This is a genomic window from Alteromonas sp. C1M14 (genome assembly GCF_018860965.1).
GTDB lineage: Bacteria > Pseudomonadota > Gammaproteobacteria > Enterobacterales > Alteromonadaceae > Alteromonas.
The window spans coordinates 234,017-256,573 of the sequence record NZ_JAHKQF010000011.1 but is presented as its reverse complement, the minus strand read 5'-3'; the positions used below and the strand labels follow the sequence as shown (position 1 = coordinate 256,573).

Here is a 22,557-nt window from a genome sequence, read left to right as displayed (position 1 = left end):
TGAAACCTTTACAACGAAAAAAGCAGGATGCTAGCAGCAGCGCAGTAAGGTATGCTTAATCTTGATCAACAAAAATAAAAAAACTGCCACCTTAGGTGACAGTTTTTGTTGTTCGGAAGGTAACCGGTTAAAGGTTTTCGTTTAAGAACTCACTTAACTGTGTTTTTGACAGGGCACCAACTTTCGTTGCAGCAACATTACCGTTTTTAAATAACAGCAATGTGGGGATGCCACGAATACCATATTTGGGTGGCGTTTCATTATTTTCATCGACATTCAACTTGCCAACTGTTAATTTGCCTTCAAACTCGGTCGCAACTTCTTCAAGAATCGGTGCGATCATTTTACAGGGGCCACACCATTCGGCCCAAAAGTCAACCAGCACAGGACCAGCAGCATTGATAACATCTGCTTCAAATTTGTCGTCAGTTAACTTGATAATTTTGTCGCTCATTCTTTTCTCCAATATTTGGTCTGCTGCTGATTTGTCTCAGCTTTACCATTAGTGTTATAAGAAACCGTTTTTTAATGCAAGCACAGATAAGCTATAAGCTATGCAAACAACACATTTAACAGAAACACATTTTTCAGATTTGCCGATTAACCCTAAGGTTATTGAAGCATTAAAATCAGCAAACTTCACGCACTGTACGCCCATTCAGGCGCTTGCATTGCCACCCCTTCTAGAAGGGCTGGATATTGCAGGTCAGGCACAAACCGGTACCGGCAAGACCATCGCATTTCTTGCGGCAACTTTCCACTACCTGTTGGAAAAATCGCAAAATGAAAATGGTCAAAAAGCCGGACCCCGTGCCATTATCATGGCGCCTACCCGTGAACTTGCAGTTCAAATCTACAATGATGCCAAGCTACTCAGCGAGCATACCGGACTGTCACTTGGTCTGATATATGGGGGTGAAGGATACCAAAGTCAACGTGACACCTTAGAAGAAGGTGTCGACATTATGATTGGTACCACCGGCCGTATTCTAGATTACTACAAGCAAGGCGTATTTTCCTTGGCTAATATTCAGGTGGCAGTACTTGATGAAGCCGATCGCATGTTTGATCTTGGGTTTATTAAAGATATTCGCTTTTTATTCCGCCGCATGCCTGCGGCGACTGAGCGTTTAAGCATGCTCTTCTCGGCCACGTTAAGTTACCGAGTGCAAGAGTTAGCGTACGAGCATATGAACAACCCAACCCATGTTCAGGTAGAACCTGAACGCATGACAGCCACCCGGGTATCCGAAGAACTGTTTTATCCATCGGATGAAGACAAGATGCTTCTGCTGTTGACGCTATTGGAAGAAGAATGGCCCGATAGAGCCATTGTATTTGCCAATACCAAAAGTGGCTGCGAACGTGTTGCCGACTGGCTAATGGCAGACGGTCATCGGGTTGGTTTGCTCAGTGGTGATGTACCGCAGAAAAAACGCCTGTCCATACTGGAAGACTTTACTAAGAAAAATCTGGATATTCTGGTGGCTACAGATGTGGCGGCTAGAGGCCTACATATTGATAAAGTCACTCACGTGTTTAATTACGACCTACCCGATGATGCGGAAGATTACGTACACCGTATCGGTCGAACCGGACGAGCTGGACAAAGTGGCCAAGCCATTAGTTTTGCCTGTGAAAAGTATGCCCAGAATCTGCCTGCCATTGAGGAATATATTCAGCATACCATTCCGGTAACAGATTTTGATCGCAGTGCACTGTTAGACGACGTTACCCCGCCTAAGCCTCGACGCAGAAGAGCCCCGAGTAATCGCAATGCGTCACGGCGAGGAAAAGGTCGCGGTAATAGCCACCATAATAGAAAACCATCGAAATAAAGAGTTCTATGCAGCCAGTACGTCAACATAATACAGTCATTCAGGGCGAATATTATGCAGCCGTGGACTTAGGTTCCAACAGCTTTCATATGGTGGTGGTGCATGTCGTTAACGGCAGCGTACAAATCATCGGTAAAGTAAAACAAAAAGTCCGCCTGGCTGCTGGCTTAACTGAGCAGATGGAACTGGATGATGAAAGTATGCAAAGAGGTTGGCAGTGCCTGCAAACCTTTTCCGAGCGCTTACAAGACATTCCCCGTTCTAACATCAAGGTAGTGGCCACGGCCACGCTGCGGCTTGCCACCAATGCCCATACCTTTATTCAAAAAGCCGAAACCATTCTTGGCCATAAACTTGAAGTCATTAGTGGTAAAGAAGAAGCCCGACAAATTTATTTAGGCGTGGCTTATACTTCGGCCAACCAGGGTAATACCTTGGTCATTGATATCGGTGGTGCCAGTACTGAAATTATCATTGGTAATGATATGCATCCCATTCACTTAGTGAGTACCGATATGGGCTGCGTGACCTTTATGGAACGCTTTTTTCCTAATGGCCAAATTAGCGCGCAAAACTTTGCCACCGCCCAAGCTCAAGCAAATACGTTACTTGATAATGTGGCAGATACCTTCTTGTGTTTCGATTGGCATAACTGTTTAGGTGCATCAGGTACCCCACAGGCCATCACTGAAATTTTAGTGGCACAAGGGATCAGCGATGCCATCCGTTTAGATTATCTGTATTCACTTCGGGATCAGTGTGTGGCCAGCGCACATATCGACAACCTTGATATAAAAGGACTGGAAGCGTCTCGAAAGGCCATTTTCCCTAGCGGTCTAGCCATTCTTATTTCCCTGTTCGAACGCCTGCATATTCGTGATATGAATATCTCAGGTGGCGCATTACGGGAAGGCCTGATTTACGGCATGCTCGATAACCTACAAGAAAATGACCGGCGTACGCAAACGCTCAATCAAACCATGAAACGCTATCACATTGATCAGCATCATGCTGAATCGGTGAGAGGGCTAGCACTTCGTTTGTGTCATCAACTCTGTGCTCAAACTACCTTGTGTCACCTTGATACCGAAGCGGTGTTAGGGGCAGCTGCGATACTGCATGAAATTGGTTTGCATATCGAATATAAAAAGCACCATGAACATGGGGCGTATATTCTTACCTATATTGATTTACCCGGCTACACCAAACTGCAACGGGGCGCCATCCGAGATCTGGTACAGTGTCATCGCATGAGTATTAAGCCCGAATTGTTTGCCCACTATCATGAAGAAGTTCGCCCCATGTTGGAAAACCTATTACGGGTACTTCGCATTGCGGTGGTGTTATGTTTGCGTCGGCAAAACAAGCATATTCCTGATGTGGAGCTTACCGTAAGCGATGATGTCTGGACCCTCACTTTTCCTAAAGGGTGGCTCAATGCTCACCCTTTGATTAACGCGGAACTGGCTAACGAGACATGGCTACAGCACCGCGTGAGTTGGAAGCTAGTCTGCCAGTAATGCCGCCGCCTGAGGGGCAAAATACGTTAATATGCCATCAGCCCCTGCCCGCTTAAAGGCTAAAAGAGACTCTAATATCACTGCGTCCTCATTCAACCAGCCGTTGTTAAAAGCGGCCTTGTGCATGGCATACTCTCCACTGACCTGATAGGCAAAAGTAGGCACCTTGAGTTCTGATTTACAGCGTCTGACAATATCTAAATAAGGCATACCCGGTTTTACCATCACCATATCAGCGCCCTCTTCAAGATCCTGTTCGATTTCATGAATGGCTTCATCACTGTTCGCCGGGTCCATTTGATAGGTCTTTTTATCGCCACCTTTAATATTGGCCGCGGTGCCAAGGGCATCTCTGAATGGCCCATAGTAGCTGGACGCGTATTTCGCAGAATAGGCCATAATACAGGCATTTGGGTGGCCTTGCTGCTCCAGCGTACGGCGTATTGCGCCAATGCGACCGTCCATCATGTCCGAAGGCGCCACGATATCAGCCCCCGCCTCCACGTGCGATAAGGCTTGTTTAACCAAGACGTCCACGGTGGGATCATTCATCACATACCCGTGGCTGTCGATTAGGCCATCTTGACCGTGAGAGGTAAAGGGATCGAGCGCCACGTCGGTGATCACCATCAGTTCAGGAAATGCCGCTTTGAGTGCGCGGGTTGCTTGCTGGGCCACGCCATTTGCACTGTAAGCTTCTTTTGCACACTCGGTTTTAAGATTGGCTGGCGTCACAGGAAATAACGCGATAGCCGGTACCCCCAGCTTCAATAGTGATTCTGCCTGCTTTAGCAGTAAGTCAATGGATACCCGTTCAATCCCTGGCATGGAAGGCACGGCTTCGCGCTGATTTTCACCCGGTAAAACGAAAACCGGATAAATAAGATCTTTTGCCGTCAACTGGTTTTCTGCAACCATATCTCTTAAGGCATGATTACGACGTAACCTACGCATGCGTTTGGTGGGATAAGAAGAAAAAGTCATGATGCTATTCCCGTGTAATGTTCTGCAACAACCTTATTGCGACCAGATTGCTTGGCTCGGTACAACAAGCTGTCTGCATGTTTAAATAATATAGTTTCTTGATCTTGCGCGGTCACGACAACAGAAGAAACCCCCGCACTCAATGTCATTTGAATGCCTTCCCCGTCAACAATGACAGGCGTATTTTCTACTTTCTGGCGCATGGTCTCTATGACTGTGCGCGCACCTTCTAAATCTGTATTAGGAAGTATTACCCCGAATTCCTCACCACCGTAACGACAAACGTCATCACAAGAACGCTTCAGCACCTGTTGCAATAGTGTGGCTACGTGGCAGATACATGCGTCACCGGCACTGTGCCCATATCTATCATTGATTTGTTTAAAGTGGTCGATATCTAACATGGCTAAACTTAACGCGCTCTTCTCTCTGCGACTACGACGCCCTTCCGCAAGCAAACGTTTATCGAAATAACGACGGTTACGGATCCCGGTAAGCGAGTCGATACTGTTTAATCGTTCGAGTTCTTGATTCGCCTCAGACAGCTCCCGTAAGGCAATTTCTAATTCCAGCGTGCGTTCTTGCACCTTGTACTCTAATTCGTCCTGATATTGCTGCTGCATGGTCATCAGGTCTTCTTGGGCCGACAGCACCGCCCGTTCTTGTACTAATGCTTTTTGGTTAGACGCATACAATTGCTCTCGATGCTGGCTGTAGCCAATGGCGACCACATAGGTCAATAGCAAGGTTTCCATGGTGGCCCCGACCATAAGCAGGTAGTGTATTGGAATGGATGTGGTAATCACGCCAAAGTAGTCAAGGATGGCAATAATCGCACTAACCAGCAAAAATGACCACGCCAAACAATAGTAGCGGGCAATGGTAATCCCTTTTAAGGCTAACCAACAAATAACGGTAAAAGTGGTCAGCACAACACTGGACAACAAAAACAAGAAGGCGCCCATTAATATGTGGTGGGGCAAAAACATGCTGATAATCATGCTACCAATACACACCAAGGCCGCGGCTTTAAGGTAACCATCAAGTTTTTTGTATTCGTGTTTTAGGTTAAACAGTAACCGAGTAAAAAGAATGACAAAAAACACGGCGGCATTAGCCCAAACTGCAATTACGTGTTGCTCGAACCCCAGCTTCTCAATGCCAATATAAGCGTGTAGTAATCCTGCCAAGGTGACTAGCGTGACTAACAAGCAAAAGACATAGGCGGAATAAAACACAAACACGCTTCTACGGGTGGTCAAAAATAAGAAAAATGTACTCAAGCAAATGGCTAATAAGAAACCGTAAAAACAGCCGATGGTAAGATTTAACTCTGCGCTGTAAGCAACAAACTCCGAGGTTTTCCACACCTTTAATGGAATTTTCACCGGCCCACTCGTGACAACCTTTAGAATCACATATATATCGCTTTGAACCGATGGTATGGGAAAAACGATAGAAGGAAGTTGAATTTCTCGATTATGAAATACGGTGCTATCACCAGAAACGGCGATATGTATGGGTAAGGCCTGATGGTCAGTAAAAAAATACGCCGTGACTTGGTCGAGGAGTGGATAGGCAACTTCAAGTAAACTGGGATCATCGGTATCGCTGCCCTCGGGTAAGTGAAAGTAAATCCAGTGCTGCCCCTGTTGTATGCCAAGATTAATAGGGTTAGCCACGGTGATCCACGGCACATCCAGGCTGTCATCTAATCGGGAGATAGAGAACGATTCGAGTTGGCTGTTGGCATACTTCACTTCACTTAAATAGGGCTGGGAATGCCCTGTAGCCATATTTATATGCATGACGTAGGCAAAAAAAACGAGCATAAGCAGGCAGATAACCACCAGCCATTTATCAAAACGGCGTACTATATCCGCATTGAGTATCATCGGTTCCCCTACTCGATCAGTCCAAATAACCTGCAAGTATTAGCATAGCTGATCTGTGCAATCTGTTGTGGTGTTAATTGCAATATTTCAGCAAGGTAACCGCCTATAGAGGGTAAGAACGCAGGCTCGTTGTTTTTTGATTTAGGCTTATGATGCTTAGGAAAAAGATAGGGGGCGTCGGTTTCCATAATGAGCCGCTCTAACGGTAAGGACTGGACAGCATGACGAAGCGCCTCCCCCCGCTTAGGATCACACAACCAACCTGTGATACCGATATATAAGCCACGGGAAATATATGCTTTCATTGCCTCTGCATCGCCGGTAAAACAGTGGCTAATACCACCCACTAAGTCATTGGCCACTGCATCGAGACATGCTAACTGTAGCGTCAATGCATCACGCTCATGAAGGTACACGGGTTTTTTATGCTTTACGGCTAAGTCTAACTGACGTTTAAACACGGCTTCTTGCACATCACGAGCAGAGAAGTCACGGTTAAAATCGAGACCGCATTCACCCACTGCCACCACTCCAGGTGATGACAAATGTTGCTCTAAAACAGTAAAAGCAGAGTCGGTCATTACTTTAGCATTATGAGGATGACAGCCAACCGTATAGCAAAGAGCATGGGGGTAGCGTGCAAATAACTCAGCCGCATCATCCCACTCATCGGGATGGGTCGTAATGACGCAAACACGTTTAACGCCGGCATCTTCGGCCCGTGCAATTATCGCTGCTGCGTCCAATCGCTTATCAAGCAGATTGACTCCAGCGTCAAACCACTTCACCTATTTTATTCGATATACAGCCATGCGGCTGTTCTTACCGCTGCGGCCAAGGTAAAACGACCCAAGTACACCACGTTCAATGGTAATACTGTCGCCTTTACTTACCTTTAAACGGGAACTTTTGTCATTCTCGCGCCAAACCATGCCGTTATCGAGGGTGATAATAGCATCGCCCCGGGGTGAGGAAGTCACTTCCGTTACCATCGCAGACAATACTTTAGGTAGGTTTTCTTCTGCTTGACGCTTAGCTTCTAAGCCAAAATCGTCTGCCACTGCAGTCTGGGGCGCTGGCGCGGGGGTAGACACTGTCGCTGCCACTTCGGGGGCTTGAGGTGCTTGAACCGGCATTGGTTTTGGCCGTTCACTCGCAGCTTCTGCTACCGACTGATCGGCATTGGCATAAATATTCATCGACTCGGTAAGGGCATCAAAACACATCAAACGTTTGAGATCGTTTGGTTCGTTGCTACATTCTTGTAATGCATCAGAAACGGTTTCAGCCTGAGCACTTGCCGACAGCGCTAAAAACAAGGTTAGCCCGGCAACAGAGATTGCATACTTCATTATTGTTCCTTATTCATCATCTTTATTATTGGTGGCCAAATCACTAATTTGTGATGGCACCGAACCGGAAATGTCATTTTCTTCGCTATCGTCCTCTTTCTTGCCGGCATAAAAGCCACCGACAATCACCCCTACTTCAAATAAAAACCACATAGGAATGGCCAGTAGAGTTTGCGAAATCACGTCTGGGGGGGTTAATAGCATACCCATTATGAAGGCACCTACCACCACATAAGGACGCTTTGCTCGTAGCGATTTGGCATCGGTAACGCCGGTCCAACACAGCAAAATAATTGCAATGGGTATTTCAAAGGAAACACCAAAAGCAAAAAATAGCTTCAACACGAAATTTAGGTAACTGGAAATATCCGTGCTTACAGTTACCCCTTCAGGAGCAACACTGTTGAAAAAGGCAAACGCGATGGGAAACACAACAAAGTAAGCGAACGCCATACCCGCATAAAAAAGCATGGTGCTGGAGAACAATAACGGCGCCACGAGTCGCTTTTCGTTTTTATATAAACCCGGAGCCACAAATGCCCACACCTGATACAACACATAGGGAATGGCAATGAAAAACGACAGTACCAATGTGAGTTTAAAGGGAGCAAAGAAAGGCGAGGCCACATCCGTTGCAATCATAGACGTGTTTTCCGGCATGGATTGCAACAGAGGCTTTGCCAATATCTGGTAAAGATCCTGAGCGAAATACGCCAGACATAAGAAAACGAGGAGCACACTGGCCAGCGCTTTTAAAACCCGGCCTCGCAGCTCGATTAAATGTGATATTAATGAATTTGCGTCTGACATTTACTTCTTTTTATAAGGTTCTTGTACCGATTTTGCCGCGTCTTTAAGTTCATCGACACTCTCTTTAAGTTCTGGAGAGATATCTTTTAAACCTTGATCCTCGGCTTTTTTTAAGTTTTCGTGAAGTTCATGAACCCGCAGTTGATGCTCAACTTCCTGTTTGAATCCTGTGGCCATATTCCGCACACTTCGAACAGTATTGATGGTCGAACGCAATGCCCCGGGTAACCGCTCAGGACCCAAAATCAGCAGGGCAAGCACTCCAATGACCAGAATTTCCCAAAAACCAATGTCAAACATCAGGATTTTTCTTTAACGTCTGCCTTAGATTCGGCTTCTACAGATTGCTTATTCTGTTTGGTTTCAACCCGCTTATCGTCAGAAAATTCGGCATCTGCCTCTTCTTCTGTGATAGCTTTTTTGAACCCTTTAACAGCACCGCCTAAATCAGAGCCAATGCTTTTCAGTCTTTTCGTACCGAATAAAAGAACAACAATTACTAAAACAATAAGTAATTGCCAGATGCTGATACCGCCCATATAAATCTCCTTTACATCAAGACATACAGTATGCCACTGCCTGCCCGAGCTTTCACCACATTATTTTCTATTGTGCTTATGAATGTCAAAATTGCAGTACATTCAAATTTTCTATTTTCCTTTGACCTGTGCTGCGTATGGATACATCCTAAGAGTATTCCATGATGAGGTTACAGACTTATTGCTTATGTCATGTATTTTATTTTTGTTGTGCATTGCCATGCCGACAAACGAGCAATATCAGATCCAGCGGGAAGCGCGCCCGGTCACAGCGCCAATTCACAGCGAACCAGAACGTAAGCTCTGGTTTGATAGCTGGCAACAAAATTTAACCCAATCTATGGATTACACCGCCCGTCAGTTAGACAGCTTTTTTGCTATTGAAGGTAGCGACGCTTATCGTGATGCACGGGCGGAAGGTCGCGTAAGCTTAGGATGGGAACCACGAAGTCGAGATTTGAGCGAAGTTGATTTACGTTTTCGCGTACGTGTTAAATTACCAGCACTGGAAAATCGGGTAGATTTAGTATTAAGCGATAACGAAGACAATGACAATCAAAACACCATAAAAGCAGCGCGAGCGCCCATCCAAGGCAATAGAGACAATACCACCATCGCGCTGCGTTACCAAGCAAGTGAAAATGCCCGGTTGTCTTATCGTTTAGGCACCGGACGCCGAGGACAAATTTATGGGAAAGCGCGCTTTCAGGATACGGCGCCCCTGTCTGACACTTTATCCCTGTTTTACGATACCGAACTGTATTATTACAATCGGGACAAATTAGGGGCTGAGATCGGCGCAACGGTGCAATACCTAAGTCAATCCGAACATGTTTTTCGTTTTAACAACCGGTACTACTATCGGGATGATAAAAATGAATGGTTATGGCGTCACGAACTACAATACTTGCAGCCTTTAACCCCTACTTCAGCGGCCATTTATACGTTATTTACCGAAGGTACCCAGCAACCGAGCCGTGCCTTGACCGAGGTTTACACCAGTTTTCGCTTTCGTACCAACCCCACGAGAAATTGGCTATTTTATGAAGTTGAACCTTTTGTTCTATGGTTACGAGAAGAAGACTTCAAACCGTCTTGGGGCGTAGCGCTACGGATAGAGGCCTACTACGGAAATGGCTCATAAAAAAACCTCCAATTGCAGACTAACTGCAAATGGAGGTTTATCAATATAAGGGGCTGATGCTATGTTTGACGTTACGGTCTTAACGCCCGTTCGCCTCTAGCCAAACCGCATACACCAGTGCGCGACGATTCAATAATTTCAGCACACTGCGCCATTGAAGAAGCAAAGGCATCTAGTTTGTCAGAAGTGCCGGTGATCTCAATAGTATAATTACTGCCATTAACATCAAGAATGCGCCCACGGAAGATATCACTGTTACGCTTAACTTCAGCGCGGATATCATCGGTGCGAGTAGCCACTTTGATCAGCATTAGTTCACGCTCGACATGGGCCCCTTCCGTAAGATCCACCACTTTTAACACATCAATAAGTTTATTAACCTGTTTCGTGATTTGCTCAATGACCTTATCATCGCCATGGGTGGTAATGGTCAAACGAGAAAGGCTAGGATCATCGGTAGGCGCAACGCATAAAGAGTCTACGTTGTAACCTCGTTGCGAAAATACGCCAACAATACGTGACAAGGCACCCGGGGCGTTTTCCATTAAAACTGAAATAATTCTCTTCATTATGTACGCTCCGTTTTACTCAAACGCATATCATCCATTGCACCAAACTTCACCTGCATAGGGTAAACGTGCTCGTTCTGGTCTATGGCAATGTCCATAAATACTAGGCGATCGGTATAGCTGAAGCATTTTTCCATCGCGGCGTCGAGTTCATCAAGGCGTTCGACTTTAATACCGACGTGACCATAGGCTTCTGCCAACTTCACAAAATCAGGCATAGAATCCATATAGGAATGAGAGTGACGGCCTTTGTAAATCATATCCTGCCATTGGCGAACCATGCCTAATGCCCGGTTATTAAGAGAAATGATTTTTACCGGCAAGTTGTACTGTAAACAGGTGGACAATTCTTGAATATTCATTTGAATACTACCGTCACCGGTTACCACAACAGAGGTCGCTTCCGGGTGCGCTACCTGCACGCCCATTGCTGCCGGCAAACCAAATCCCATGGTGCCTAAGCCGCCCGAATTGATCCACTGGCGCGGCTTTTTATATGGGTAATATAACGCTGCGAACATCTGATGTTGGCCTACGTCAGAGCTAATATACGCATCACCATTGGTGTGCTTATACAAAGCCTCAATTACTTTTTGCGGCTTAATAACCGTGTCGCCTTGTTCATACTTTAAGCATTCCCGCTTACGCCACTGGGAAATCTGCTGCCACCAGTCGCCTAGCTTTTCTTTCTGGCCCGAGAAATCCTGCCCTTCAAGTTGGCCAAACAGTTGGTCTAGCACTTTATCCACACTACCTACAATGGGAATATGGGCATTAATGGTTTTGGAAATGGAAGCCGGATCGATATCAACATGAATGATTTCGGCATGGGGACAAAACTTTTCCACGTTATTGGTCACACGATCATCAAAACGGGCACCAAGGGCAATAATGCAGTCGGCATTATGCATGGTTTTATTCGCTTCGAGGGTACCGTGCATACCCAACATACCTACAAACTGATCATGGGTACCAGGAAAAGCGCCTAAGCCCATCAGCGTACAGGTAACCGGCGTATTGAGCTTCTCAGCCAATTCGATCACTTTAGCCGATGCTTCACAGGCTACTGCGCCGCCGCCCACATACATCACTGGACGCTCGGCCTTCATAATAGAAGCCACCGCTTTTTTGATTTGCTTCATATGCCCTTTTTCGGTGGGGTTATATGAACGCATGACCACAGATTCAGGAAAAACGTATGGATGGGATTCCTGAACATTCACAATATCTTTAGGTAAATCCACTACCACAGGTCCGGGACGGCCTGAATTAGCAATATAAAAGGCTTTCGCAATGGCTTCAGGAATATCCACAGCCCGCTTAACTAAAAAGCTGTGTTTAACGATTGGGCGAGAACACCCCACCATATCGGTTTCTTGGAATGCATCTTCACCAATTAAAGAAGACGCCACCTGACCGGATAACACGACCATGGGAATGGAATCCATATACGCGGTAGCAATACCGGTAATGGTATTGGTTGCGCCTGGGCCAGAGGTGACAAGGACTGTGCCTGTTTTGCCAGTTGAACGTGCATACCCATCCGCCATATGAGCGGCTGCCTGTTCATGACGCACGAGCACATGCTTGACATCGTCCTGCGCAAATAACGCATCGTAAATGTCTAAAACGGCCCCGCCTGGGTAACCGAATACATGTGTGACTCCCACATCTTTTAGCGCTTCAACCACCATGGCAGCGCCTGACATCATTTTCACAGTCAAATCTCCTGTAAGTTGGACTTGTGTCTTGTAACCTTAGTTTAGATAATTTGCGGAACTTACCGTAGCGCGGACTATAACGAAGGCATTAGAAATTTTAAACAACAAAAAGCACAAAAGTGAGATATATATCCCTATATACGGAATAATTAGGATGAATGTTTCGACCTGAGAGGATTTCACGATATGATTAGGACAGCCGTTTACAGTATTTTTACATCCTGCATGATAACATACCCATGATCGCCGTCACGACTACGATTTCGTTATGAGATGTTGTAAAGCAGTGTATGCCCAATCAACGTCGATGACAGCCTAGCCTTAATATCTATACTGCTTGACGCCCCTGCTATCTTTACTTTCGATATTACCTTACTGGTATGAGTACTGCGGCCATATAACGTCCATTTAAGACTGATTATTGGGGCCGTCTATGCTACTTCCACTACCTTTGAACAGTACCACTTTTTGCTGTTTTTTTCGCTATTTTTTAGCAAAAAAGCCATGAACACCCATAGCATCAAGATAATTGCGGCGATACTTGGTTGTTCATCACATAAAGGAACAAAAAAACCTATTTGCTAGGCTTTTGACTTACCCAGATGGTAATCGCCCCTTCGACAACTACGTTGCCTTTCAAATCGTAGGCCTTAACGTCAACGTTCAGATCTCCCGGTTTCCAAGCGTCACTGGGCACCGTAGCCACACAGCGAATATCAGTCGCTGCTTTTGCCGGATATTTCACCGTCATGCCTTTGGGGATCCAGCGTAAGTGTTTGGGTATAGATGCTTCACACATAAAGCCCATCGCCATTTCCAGGCCGTTACAAATGGCGATCACATGTACCGTACCAATGTGATTTTGCACAATTTTGCGTTTTCTTAAGGTGACTTCACACTGATTGGGTTTCAGTGTTGTAATTAATGGCGAAATTGTTGAAAAATAGGGGGCTCTGCGTGCTGAGTACCAGCTAAATAGTTTCCTCCCAAAAGGCAATTTTAAAAATTTCTGGTATATCTTCAGTAGGTAATTATCAGTCATATGGTGTCTTATTATTGTTCCCATCAATGTGCGTCACATCATGGGGTAGGGTTTCAAGGGCGGCTAACACGACCCTCTGGTTTGACCAGTTAGATTACCCTTACAAATACAGAAAAGCAATGACACCCAAACCCGAAAAAAAGGCGTAAGCAATCAACACAAGTCAGCAAAGACAATGAAAGCGTAGAAATGGAATTAAACGGTAAAGAGGTATGAAAAATTGGAGCGGGAAACGAGATTCGAACTCGCGACCCCAACCTTGGCAAGGTTGTGCTCTACCAACTGAGCTATTCCCGCATTATCTTTTGCGCTGGCTATCTAAACCGTGAAGATGGTAAGAAATGTTAGCCTAGTACGAATTTAAGTAGCAAATTGGAGCGGGAAACGAGATTCGAACTCGCGACCCCAACCTTGGCAAGGTTGTGCTCTACCAACTGAGCTATTCCCGCATAATTTGAGCTATCAGTGCATAGTTGCAAGGTAGCGCTACTTTTTGACCTATCTGCTTGGCAACATAATGAGGTCTTCGCAAAAGTGGTGCGCATTTTACAAAAATTAGCGGGATGCGCAACACTTTATTTGTTTTTTTTCTTAACTGACGGCATTTCGTTTAAATTGTAAACACTTTTTCACGGTAATATTTCATTTCCGCGATAGATTCACGAATATCGTCTAACGCTAGATGAACGCCCTTTTTTTCGAAACCGTCAAGAATGGCAGGTTGCCAACGTTTTACGAGTTCCTTAATGGTGCTGACATCCACACTACGGTAGTGGAAGTAAGCTTCCAGTTCCGGCATGTATTTCACCATGAAACGTCTGTCTTGGCCGATGGTATTACCGCACAGAGGGGATTTACCCGCATCCACATAGTTAGATAAAAATTCAATCGTTTGGGCCGAGGCTTGCGCTTCATTAATGGTGCTTTGGCGGCACCGAGCGGTTAATCCACTTTCACCATGCACCCGGGTACACCATTCGTCCATTCCATCTAAAATCGCGTCGCTTTGATGAACGGCAATCACTGGCCCTTCGGCCAACACATTTAACTGGGCGTCAGTCACAATGGTGGCAATTTCTAATACTTTACAGGTTTCAGGATCGAGCCCGGTCATTTCCATATCGATCCACACTAAATTCGCGTCGTTCTTACACATTCTATTATTCCTCGTGTTTACCGTAGCACCACGGCCTGACAAACGGTATTATTGACCAAGTATACGTTAACTGCGCAGGAAATCGTGGCCAAAAAACCAAAACTCACCCATAAACAAAAACGTCAGGTGGCAGCAAATCGCGTCCGTCGTTTAGGTAATAAAGACGGTGACAATAAACAACAGATAGACAAAACACAACTGCTACCAGGCCGGGTGGTTGGCCGATTTGGCAAACATGCCGATGTGGAAGATGAATCCGGTGGTGTTTATCGTTGTCATATTCGCCGTACCATTGAGTCGGTGGTGTGTGGCGACGATGTATTATTTGACAAGGGCGACGAAAAAGGCAGCAATGGGGTCATTGAAATCGTCAAAGACAGGCGCTCGGTACTTACCCGCCCAGACTTTTACGACGGCGTAAAACCCATTGCCGCTAACATTGACCAAATTATTGTCGTCAGTGCCGTCAAACCTGACTTATCGTTGAATATTATCGATCGCTACTTGGTGGCCTGTGAAGACATTGGGATTTCTCCCATTATCGTGCTCAATAAAACCGAATTACTGTCATCAGAGGCCCTCGAAACGGTGAAGGCTGCGTTGAAGACCTACGAGTCCCTCGGTTACCCAGTGCTTTATACCAGTTGCAAAACCCGAGAAGGAATCGAGAACTTAAACGCCTGCCTAGATGACAAGGTCAGTGTTTTTGTGGGCCAGTCAGGCGTAGGTAAATCCAGTCTCATTAATCAAATCCTACCGGATGCAGAAGAAATTGTCGGTGATATCTCTGATTCATCAGGGCTAGGTCAACACACCACCACCGCTGCCAAACTGCTGCATTTTCCTGCTGGCGGCGATCTCATCGACTCCCCCGGCGTAAGGGAGTTTAGTTTGTGGCACATGCCTGTAGAGCGCATCACTTGGGGATTTATCGAATTTAGAGAGTACCTCGGTGGTTGTAAATTTCGCGACTGCAAACATTTAAATGATCCAGGCTGTTTGCTTAGACAAGCCGTAGAAGAGGGTGAAATCAATGAAGCCCGCTATGCCAGTTATCACAAAATTTTATCCAATATGGATGAGCAAAGGCCCAGCTACACCAAGTCGTACTAAACCGCGATTTACATCCATGCTTATACCGATAGCTGATGGTCAATAACCGGAAATTGGAACACCTTTGGGTCTGACTAAGGTACAATCCGCCCTAACATCGATTTATACTGATTTGGAGTTTGTGTGCTCGACTGGTTGAAAGTTAACTTACAATACATTTTACCAAAACATTTTTTATCCCGCTTAGTGGGTAAGTTCGCGGCTGCTGAAGCTGGCGGTATTACCACAGCGGCGATTAAACTGTTTATCAAGCGTTTCAATGTGGATATGAGTGAAGCCTTACACCAAGATCCCTCGCACTATAAAACCTTCAATGCCTTTTTCACTCGGGCCCTAGCGCCAGAAGCACGTCATATCACTGAGGGCGATGATGTGTTAGTTCATGCTGTCGATGGCGCGGTGAGTCAGTTTGGTGATATTCAGCACGATAGTATTTTCCAAGCTAAAGGTCATGATTACAGCCTAACCACATTACTGGGTGGCAAGCCGGACCTGGCCAAAAGCTTTAAAGACGGTAAGTTTGCTACGGTTTATCTTTCTCCGAAAGATTATCATCGTATACATATGCCTGTGGCGGGCACACTTACCGATATGGTGTATGTACCTGGGGATTTGTTTTCGGTAAACCCCCTTACCGCACAAAATATTCCCGGGCTCTTTGCCCGCAACGAACGCGTTATTGCGTTTTTCGATACCCCGGTGGGTAAAATGGCCATGGTATTAGTCGGTGCAACTATTGTGGCGAGTATCGAGACAGTTTGGTCTGGCACCGTAACGCCCCCTGCCGGTAAGAACGTACAACATTGGCAATATGATAATGACAGTGAAGCCAGCGTTATGCTTGAAAAAGGCGACGAAATGGGGCGTTTCAAGTTAGGTTCCACCATTGTTGTCTGTTTTGAAAAAGACAGTATTGAGTTTGAAGCGATGACTGCGGGCATGGTGACCCGATTAGGAGAGCCTTTCGCCCGTGTTGCTACTTCTGAACACGTATAGCGGATGGATCCTGTTAAACGAAGTCTGATAACGCTTCATATCACCGTTATCCTGCTCGGCGGCACCGGACTTTTTGCCAGTATCATTCCATTGAATGCCACTGACATTACCTTGGGCCGCTCGGTATTTGCCTGTATTGCCTTGGCCATTTTTCTACGATTTACCGGCGAATCTCTGTTTCTAAACAAACCAAAAGATTACGCTTTGGCCACGCTGTTAGGTGTTCTCATGGCCGTCCACTGGGTCACATATTTCGCGGCAATGCAATTTGCAGGCGTTGCCGTAGGCATGATCGCCCTCTTTACCTTTCCGGTGATCACCGTACTTATCGAACCTATGTTCGAAAAAATAAAACTGGTATGGCAGGATATTTTCAGCGCAATGGCGGTGTTTATTGGCGTCGGGTTACTGGTGCCGGAAATTTCCCTTGAAAACGAAGTGACCTTAGGTGTTTTAACCGGCGTGGTTTCAGCATTTTTGTATGCATTTAGAAATTTACTTCATCGACAGTACTTTTCGCATTATTCCGGCGCTAAGGCCATGACCTGGCAAATTTTGGTGGCGGCGTTATGTTTGTTGCCATTTGCTAGCCATGACTTTTACGTTGCGGACCAACACACTTGGTTGTTGCTGGTGCTATTAGGCACTGCCTTTACTGCCCTTCCCCATGCCATGGTCGCTAGCGCATTGATTTATCTGCGCGCGAAAACCTTTTCGCTTATTGCCTGTATGCAGCCCATGTATGGGGTAATTCTTGCAATTATTTTATTAAATGAATCACCCGGCATTAAAGCCCTTATCGGTGGTATTTTAGTAACGTCAGCGTCATTGTACGAAACCATGAACGCGCAAAAATTGCATAATCGGAAAGCATAAATGCGCGTCTTTGCCCATAGAGGTGCCAGTAAAGAGGCGCCGGAAAATACCTTACAGGCATTTGAGCTGGCGGTTAAAGCGGGTGTTCATGGTATTGAGTTTGATGCCCGCCAAGTCGACAATGACATTGTTATCATTCATGACCGTCGACTGGATAGAACCACAAACGGGGTAGGTTTGGTTCAGGATAAGACACTTGCCTACATACGCACCCTTGATGCGGGTAATCAGCAACCCATTCCTCTGCTACAAGAAGTACTAAGCGTTGCCCCACCCGGTATGCTGTGTAACATTGAAATCAAACACCTCGATAGCGTTGAGCGTTGGCTAGCGGCTTTCGACACCGCCTGTATTGAAAGTGGCAAAGCCGTTGACGAAATCATTATTTCGTCATTCAATCATCACTGGCTTTGGGCCATTAAACAGCTGCGTCCCACACTCAATATTGCTTTGTTAACCGCAAGTTTTGATGTCAATGCCTTAAGCTTCGCCGAGCCATTTACTCCATGGTCGATTAATATTGCCCTAGACGTAGCCGAACAGACCTACATAGAAGAGATTAAAGCAAAGGGATATAAGGCCTATGTTTACACGGTGGATCACCCGCTAGATATGCAATTACTAAAAAAGTGGGGCGCAGATGGTATTTTTACCAATCGACCGGCGCTAGCCCTAGCAACATTAGGTTAATTGATGGCGCTATTTATTAGCCGCTTGGGCAGAGAACACGCTGCTATTACAGCACCGACATTGCCGGCAAAGACGCATGTTGATCCAATGCCCGGTGACAATCAATAGAGCCCCGATGGCAATGGTGAAGGGTTCGTAATGGTGGCCAAAGATATCCTTGAACCAATAGATGGTCCCACCGGTAAATAGCAGGACTAGCGGATAGTATTGACCATGGTAACGCATTGCGCCGCTGGTAAGTGCTACCCCACCAATAAGCATTGAAATGCTTAAAATGGTACGCTCAAACCAAACTTGTGCAAAAAAGGTTGCGCCAAGTAGCGGCAAAAGCGGCAATAAAACAGGCAAAGCCAAACAATGCACAGCACACAGCCCAGATATCCAGATACCTGCACGGTCTAGTTTATTCGGATTAGTATTGTCCTGAATTTGCGACATTCTACCACTCGCCAGTGAAAGGGACGTTATAATATATCAATACGAGCCAAAGTTAAAACATCAATGGCAAATTTTACATATTATTTAGGCGCCGCCAGCGGTAAATCTCGCTTTTTGCGTTCAGCCATCATACTCGGCCGGGGGCTGAATAGGTCGCTGACAGTGGCCAGACGTATACCTTGAGCTTGTAAATTCGGTAATTTACTTTGTAAAAACCGCAACGTAGCAGGATGAGGATGGGCAATGGCCACCGCAACCCCTTGCTGCCTAGCCATCACTAACAAGCGCTTATATTCCCGTTCCATTGCAGCTTGGGTACGCTCATGATCTAAGAAAACATGCCGTCTTGCCGCCGGGATCCCCGCACTTAAAGCGGCTTCTTCAGCCACTGTTTGGGGTGAGGTACGGCTGTCGATAAAAAACAAGTTATGGGTTTTTATCATTGCCATCAAGATGTGCATGGGGGCGGCTAAGCTAGTTAATCGACTGCCCATATGATTATTCACACCGATGGCATAAGGTACGCTGTTTAATGCCCGTTCGAATAAAGCTTCCATTTGCGCTTCGTACATCCCCACTTTCAATCCGTCAGGCCCCATGGCCTGACCATCAAAAGACTCCATGGGCATGTGCAACATGATGTCTCGGCCTTGGGCATGGGCCAATTCAGATAATTCCTTGGTTAATGGAGCATCGGGAAGGATTGAGAAGGTCACTTCTTTAGGGAGTTCCAGCGCCCTATGGTCTGAGTCGCGATGCCCGATATCATCAATAATCAAGACAATTTTGGGCTCCGTAGCAGCGGCCACAACAGGAAGACAGAAGAGTGTAAGCAACACACTCAAAAACAACGCTAACCGGTCAGTCCACTGACGTTGAGTTTTTTTGAGCAAACAAATTTTTAGCAAGCGCACGCCTATTATAATTGTGGTTATTGCCTTAATGCTATTTAGGCTGTTTCAGTGGTTAACTGCATTCATAGCGAGCATAACAGCCCTTCATTGACATTTAAATTTACAACCGCATTTTTATTTAACTTTTCTGCCACTTAGGGCTCGTTACCTTTGAAGCACAACGGTTGTTAACTATGAAGGATATCAGGATAGGCGTGCAGTGCAGTGGCACCGCCGGTATGCAAAAATATGACACGATCTTCAGCACTAAAATGCCCGGATGCACACTTATCCATTAACCCAGCAAGGGCTTTCCCAGAATAAACCGGATCAGCAAGAATTCCTTCTTGTTGCGCCAAGGTAAGTACCGCATGGTTGCCAGCCTCAGTAGGGATACCGTACGCTTCCCCTTGATAGCCATGCCAAAGGGTAAATTCAGGCTTGGCGCTAAAAGAAAGTTGGCAATCTTGTTGAATCTGCGTCACCAAGGATTGGATATTCGCCAATACGGCTTGATTATCTTGCTTATACACATTGACCCCAACCACCCGTAACGGATTACCTAACATGGCATTGCCCGCCACTAAACCGGCTTGGGTTCCGCCACTGGCACTGGCATGTACAACATACGTCTGCCCATTTGTTTGCGGCGAACATTGGGCAATACATTCTTGCACTGCATTCACATACCCTAACGCACCGACACAATTTGAGCCTCCGGTGGGAATAACATAAGGGTACTGCCCTGCTGCGGTTAACTGGTTAACTAACACATTTATAGTTGGCGCCACGTCGTCGGCACTATCAACACGATGAACCTGTGCTCCAAGTATGTCATCCAGCAGGAGATTGCCGTTTTCGATGTAAACCGGCAATGTACGGGGCACCGATTGACTTAATACCACCACACATTTAAGCCCTTTGGCGGCACATGCAGCAGCAGTTTGTCGCACATGATTTGATTGCAAAGCACCGCTGGTAATGATGACATCAGCGTTTTTGGCAAGCGCATCCCCAAGCAAGAATTCAAGCTTGCGGGTTTTGTTGCCCCCTTGGGCGAGCCCGGTACAATCGTCCCGTTTAATAAAAAGTGCCGGACATTTAGGCCCAAGATGGGCTTGCAAACGAGGCATAGGCATTAAAGGCGTCGGCAAAAATGCCAACGGAATACGGGGAAAACGAATTAAATCCATCAACTTATATATCCAGCCATTGTGAGGGGTTCAAGGCTTTGCCTTTGTGTCGAATCTCAAAATAAAGGTTAGGATTGCTCTGGCCACCACTTTGCCCCACTAAGGCAATAGTTTCACCATCGGCAACGGTATCGCCAGCCTGCTTGAGCAAAGCTTGATTATGCCCATACACGCTCATGTAACCTTTACCATGATCAATAATGGTGACTAAACCAAAGCCCCGTAACCAATCAGAATACAACACTCTACCGTGGGATACTGCCCGCACCGCGCTGCCTTCGGCACCTTCAATGATGATCCCTTTCCATTTTACCTGTCCTTGGCGGCGGGAACCAAATAACTTTCTCACCCGCCCGTTAGCTGGTTTAAGCAATTTCCCTTTGTATCCCGCCAACCCAGCCAATACCGTTTTCGCCGCGGCCGCCCGCTTTTTCGCTTCTTCAATAGCTCGAACTAGGGCTTCTTCATTTTGTTTAAGTGTTGACACCTTTGCTGCATCAGAGGCAATTTTCTGATTGAGCTTTTTCAGCGTCTGTTCTCTATCTTTTTGCCGTGTAAGCAAGATATTGCGTTGTTGCTTTTGTTCTGCCACCAGCTCAGACAGGGCCTGGGCTTTTTCGGCTAACTGGGCTGTCACCTCTTCTAATCGCGCTACGTTATCTTTAAACTCATTAATCGCCTTTACCCGTGCCTTGCTTAAATATTGGTAATAGGTGATAACCCGCTCAAATGAACTTGCCTCATCTTGATAAAACAGCATCTTTGCATAGTCGTAGTTTCCCGCCATAAACGCACTGCGCAGCTGTCCGGCTAACAAGGATTGTTGCTGTAAAATAGCTTCTTTAAGCGACCCTTGCTCTTTTTTAAGCGCCGCCTGTTCGGTGCGGTTGTCAGCCAATGACGACGTGGTGTTATTCAGTAATTTGGCTACCTTACCAATTTCCACCTCTGACGTTTTAAGGGCGTCTTGCAATTCCTCAGCATTGGCTTTATTCGCCGCTAACGTCGCTTGCCTGGCTTTCAGTTCGGCTTGAAGTTGGGCTAACTTCTGTTGTTCTTGTGTTTGCGCACCGGCCCACGACGACACCAATACACACAACACAAAGGCACATAGTTTCATAAAGATGTGGGGCATACGGGTGGCGCTATATTGTTCGGGACTACTCATAAATTAGGTCTAATTAGAGGCCTATCGCCATTTCGTTGCTTTCATAAGTCCATACTATATCAACAAAATACAGGATTCACCTGCATTCACCTTGATAACATCCCCCTCGTAGGCTGGTTTCTGACAATATTTTCTATATACTTTGCAGTCGTTTTATCGTCTTCCATATACATAAGGGTATTTCTGGAATGGAACAGCTCATAGAATTTGCCGGTAATAATATGTTGTTAGCCGGCGCCTGGGTCGCGTTATTTTTTATGCTGATATACAGCTATGTTGCCGGATTCACGTCTGGTGTCAAAGAGGTTAACACCCACGAAACCACGTTATTAATAAATAAAGAAGATGCGGTCATTTTCGACACACGCTCACAAAAAGAGTTTAAAGCTGGCCATATTCTAGGCGCACGCCAAATAAAGCCAGAAGAACTGCGGGCAAAAGATTTTAAAAAGCTTGAAAAGGTGAAAGATAAACCCATTATTGTTGTATGCGCAATGGGAAGTACATCCCGCGGTGTAGCCGCATCATTACTTAAAGACGGCTTTGAGAATGTAAAGGTTCTCAAAGGGGGTATGAACGCCTGGTCAGCGGCGAGCCTTCCGGTCTCAAAATAAGGAGCA

The 22,557-nt window shown here is 46.0% G+C and carries 24 protein-coding genes and 2 tRNA genes; 8 read left to right on the top strand and 18 right to left on the bottom strand.

The features are described from left to right. Positions 1–127 precede the first annotated feature (127 nt). Positions 128–454, bottom strand: a complete 327-nt coding sequence (gene trxA / locus KO501_RS10675; protein ID WP_216029657.1) for a thioredoxin TrxA — start codon at positions 452–454, stop codon at positions 128–130. A gap of 100 nt (positions 455–554) precedes the next feature. Between trxA and rhlB the strand changes: the two genes are divergently transcribed. Continuing rightward, the gene (rhlB, locus tag KO501_RS10670) at positions 555–1,838 is read left to right on the top strand and encodes an ATP-dependent RNA helicase RhlB (protein ID WP_216029656.1); all 1,284 of its coding nucleotides are present in this window, start codon (positions 555–557) and stop codon (positions 1,836–1,838) included. Positions 1,839–1,846: 8 nt separating this feature from the next. After that, positions 1,847–3,358 carry a guanosine-5'-triphosphate,3'-diphosphate pyrophosphatase gene (locus KO501_RS10665; RefSeq protein WP_216029655.1) on the top strand — a complete coding sequence of 504 codons (1,512 nt, stop codon included), beginning with the start codon at positions 1,847–1,849 and terminating at the stop codon, positions 3,356–3,358. Here the strand turns inward: KO501_RS10665 and hemB are convergent. From hemB to tatA, 7 genes are read right to left on the bottom strand one after another with little or no spacing between them, the layout of a single operon-like run. Next, positions 3,344–4,342, bottom strand: a complete 999-nt coding sequence (gene hemB / locus KO501_RS10660; protein WP_216029654.1) for a porphobilinogen synthase — start codon at positions 4,340–4,342, stop codon at positions 3,344–3,346. The two genes, KO501_RS10665 and hemB, sit on opposite strands and share 15 nt — an antisense overlap. Next, positions 4,339–6,237: a diguanylate cyclase gene (locus KO501_RS10655; RefSeq protein WP_216029653.1), complete on the bottom strand. Its 1,899-nt coding sequence runs from the start codon at positions 6,235–6,237 to the stop codon at positions 4,339–4,341. The genes hemB and KO501_RS10655 overlap by 4 nt, the downstream gene beginning before the upstream one ends. Before the next feature lie 8 nt (positions 6,238–6,245). After that, positions 6,246–7,025 carry a TatD family hydrolase gene (locus tag KO501_RS10650; RefSeq protein WP_216029652.1) on the bottom strand — a complete coding sequence of 260 codons (780 nt, stop codon included), beginning with the start codon at positions 7,023–7,025 and terminating at the stop codon, positions 6,246–6,248. After that, positions 7,026–7,589, bottom strand: a complete 564-nt coding sequence (locus tag KO501_RS10645) for a hypothetical protein (RefSeq protein ID WP_216029651.1) — start codon at positions 7,587–7,589, stop codon at positions 7,026–7,028. 9 nt (positions 7,590–7,598) lie between these two features. Beyond that, positions 7,599–8,399 carry a twin-arginine translocase subunit TatC gene (tatC, locus tag KO501_RS10640; RefSeq protein ID WP_216029650.1) on the bottom strand — a complete coding sequence of 267 codons (801 nt, stop codon included), beginning with the start codon at positions 8,397–8,399 and terminating at the stop codon, positions 7,599–7,601. After that, positions 8,400–8,699 (bottom strand): Sec-independent protein translocase protein TatB, encoded by a 300-nt coding sequence (gene tatB / locus KO501_RS10635; RefSeq protein ID WP_216029649.1) that lies wholly within the window; start codon positions 8,697–8,699, stop codon positions 8,400–8,402. Then, complete coding sequence (tatA, locus tag KO501_RS10630; protein ID WP_216029648.1) at positions 8,699–8,938, bottom strand: Sec-independent protein translocase subunit TatA; 240 nt, start codon at positions 8,936–8,938, stop codon at positions 8,699–8,701. The genes tatB and tatA overlap by 1 nt, the downstream gene beginning before the upstream one ends. Before the next feature lie 187 nt (positions 8,939–9,125). On the opposite strand from tatA, the gene KO501_RS10625 reads away from it, so the two are divergent. Continuing rightward, positions 9,126–10,082, top strand: a complete 957-nt coding sequence (locus KO501_RS10625) for a hypothetical protein (RefSeq protein WP_216029647.1) — start codon at positions 9,126–9,128, stop codon at positions 10,080–10,082. 71 nt (positions 10,083–10,153) lie between these two features. Here the strand turns inward: KO501_RS10625 and ilvN are convergent, their stop codons facing one another. The 6 genes from ilvN to orn all read right to left on the bottom strand — a co-directional run bounded on the left by ilvN (position 10,154) and on the right by orn (position 14,570). Further along, positions 10,154–10,651, bottom strand: a complete 498-nt coding sequence (gene ilvN, locus KO501_RS10620; protein WP_216029646.1) for an acetolactate synthase small subunit — start codon at positions 10,649–10,651, stop codon at positions 10,154–10,156. Continuing rightward, positions 10,651–12,369: an acetolactate synthase 3 large subunit gene (locus tag KO501_RS10615; RefSeq protein ID WP_216029645.1), complete on the bottom strand. Its 1,719-nt coding sequence runs from the start codon at positions 12,367–12,369 to the stop codon at positions 10,651–10,653. Before KO501_RS10615 ends, ilvN begins: the two co-directional genes overlap by 1 nt. Before the next feature lie 577 nt (positions 12,370–12,946). Then, on the bottom strand, positions 12,947–13,414 hold the full coding sequence (locus tag KO501_RS10610) for a hotdog fold domain-containing protein (protein WP_216029644.1): 468 nt from the start codon (positions 13,412–13,414) through the stop codon (positions 12,947–12,949). Positions 13,415–13,635: 221 nt separating this feature from the next. Continuing rightward, positions 13,636–13,711 (bottom strand) — tRNA-Gly (locus KO501_RS10605). A gap of 76 nt (positions 13,712–13,787) precedes the next feature. Beyond that, positions 13,788–13,863, bottom strand: a tRNA-Gly gene (locus KO501_RS10600). 161 nt (positions 13,864–14,024) lie between these two features. Continuing rightward, positions 14,025–14,570 (bottom strand): oligoribonuclease, encoded by a 546-nt coding sequence (gene orn, locus KO501_RS10595; RefSeq protein ID WP_216029643.1) that lies wholly within the window; start codon positions 14,568–14,570, stop codon positions 14,025–14,027. An 84-nt stretch (positions 14,571–14,654) separates the two neighbouring features. Between orn and rsgA the strand changes: the two genes are divergently transcribed. From rsgA to KO501_RS10575, 4 genes are all read left to right on the top strand, one after another. Beyond that, complete coding sequence (rsgA, locus tag KO501_RS10590) at positions 14,655–15,683, top strand: small ribosomal subunit biogenesis GTPase RsgA (RefSeq protein WP_216029642.1); 1,029 nt, start codon at positions 14,655–14,657, stop codon at positions 15,681–15,683. 123 nt (positions 15,684–15,806) lie between these two features. Further along, positions 15,807–16,679 (top strand): archaetidylserine decarboxylase, encoded by an 873-nt coding sequence (asd, locus tag KO501_RS10585; protein WP_216029641.1) that lies wholly within the window; start codon positions 15,807–15,809, stop codon positions 16,677–16,679. Between the two features lie 3 nt (positions 16,680–16,682). Next, the gene (locus KO501_RS10580; protein ID WP_216029640.1) at positions 16,683–17,555 is read left to right on the top strand and encodes a DMT family transporter; all 873 of its coding nucleotides are present in this window, start codon (positions 16,683–16,685) and stop codon (positions 17,553–17,555) included. Continuing rightward, on the top strand, positions 17,556–18,245 hold the full coding sequence (locus KO501_RS10575) for a glycerophosphodiester phosphodiesterase family protein (protein WP_216029639.1): 690 nt from the start codon (positions 17,556–17,558) through the stop codon (positions 18,243–18,245). It abuts the gene before it with no gap. A 9-nt stretch (positions 18,246–18,254) separates the two neighbouring features. Here KO501_RS10575 and KO501_RS10570 read toward each other — a convergent pair whose 3' ends face one another. From KO501_RS10570 to KO501_RS10555, 4 genes are all read right to left on the bottom strand, one after another. After that, positions 18,255–18,683 carry a MerC domain-containing protein gene (locus tag KO501_RS10570; RefSeq protein ID WP_216029638.1) on the bottom strand — a complete coding sequence of 143 codons (429 nt, stop codon included), beginning with the start codon at positions 18,681–18,683 and terminating at the stop codon, positions 18,255–18,257. A gap of 80 nt (positions 18,684–18,763) precedes the next feature. Then, positions 18,764–19,591, bottom strand: a complete 828-nt coding sequence (locus KO501_RS10565; RefSeq protein WP_216029637.1) for a divergent polysaccharide deacetylase family protein — start codon at positions 19,589–19,591, stop codon at positions 18,764–18,766. A gap of 173 nt (positions 19,592–19,764) precedes the next feature. Continuing rightward, positions 19,765–20,769, bottom strand: a complete 1,005-nt coding sequence (locus KO501_RS10560) for a D-cysteine desulfhydrase family protein (protein WP_216029636.1) — start codon at positions 20,767–20,769, stop codon at positions 19,765–19,767. Positions 20,770–20,773: 4 nt separating this feature from the next. Beyond that, on the bottom strand, positions 20,774–21,889 hold the full coding sequence (locus KO501_RS10555) for a peptidoglycan DD-metalloendopeptidase family protein (protein ID WP_252728362.1): 1,116 nt from the start codon (positions 21,887–21,889) through the stop codon (positions 20,774–20,776). A gap of 236 nt (positions 21,890–22,125) precedes the next feature. Here KO501_RS10555 and KO501_RS10550 point away from each other — a divergent pair, with 236 nt between their 5' ends. Continuing rightward, positions 22,126–22,551 carry a rhodanese-like domain-containing protein gene (locus tag KO501_RS10550; RefSeq protein WP_216029635.1) on the top strand — a complete coding sequence of 142 codons (426 nt, stop codon included), beginning with the start codon at positions 22,126–22,128 and terminating at the stop codon, positions 22,549–22,551. The last annotated feature ends 6 nt before the right edge of the window (positions 22,552–22,557 follow it).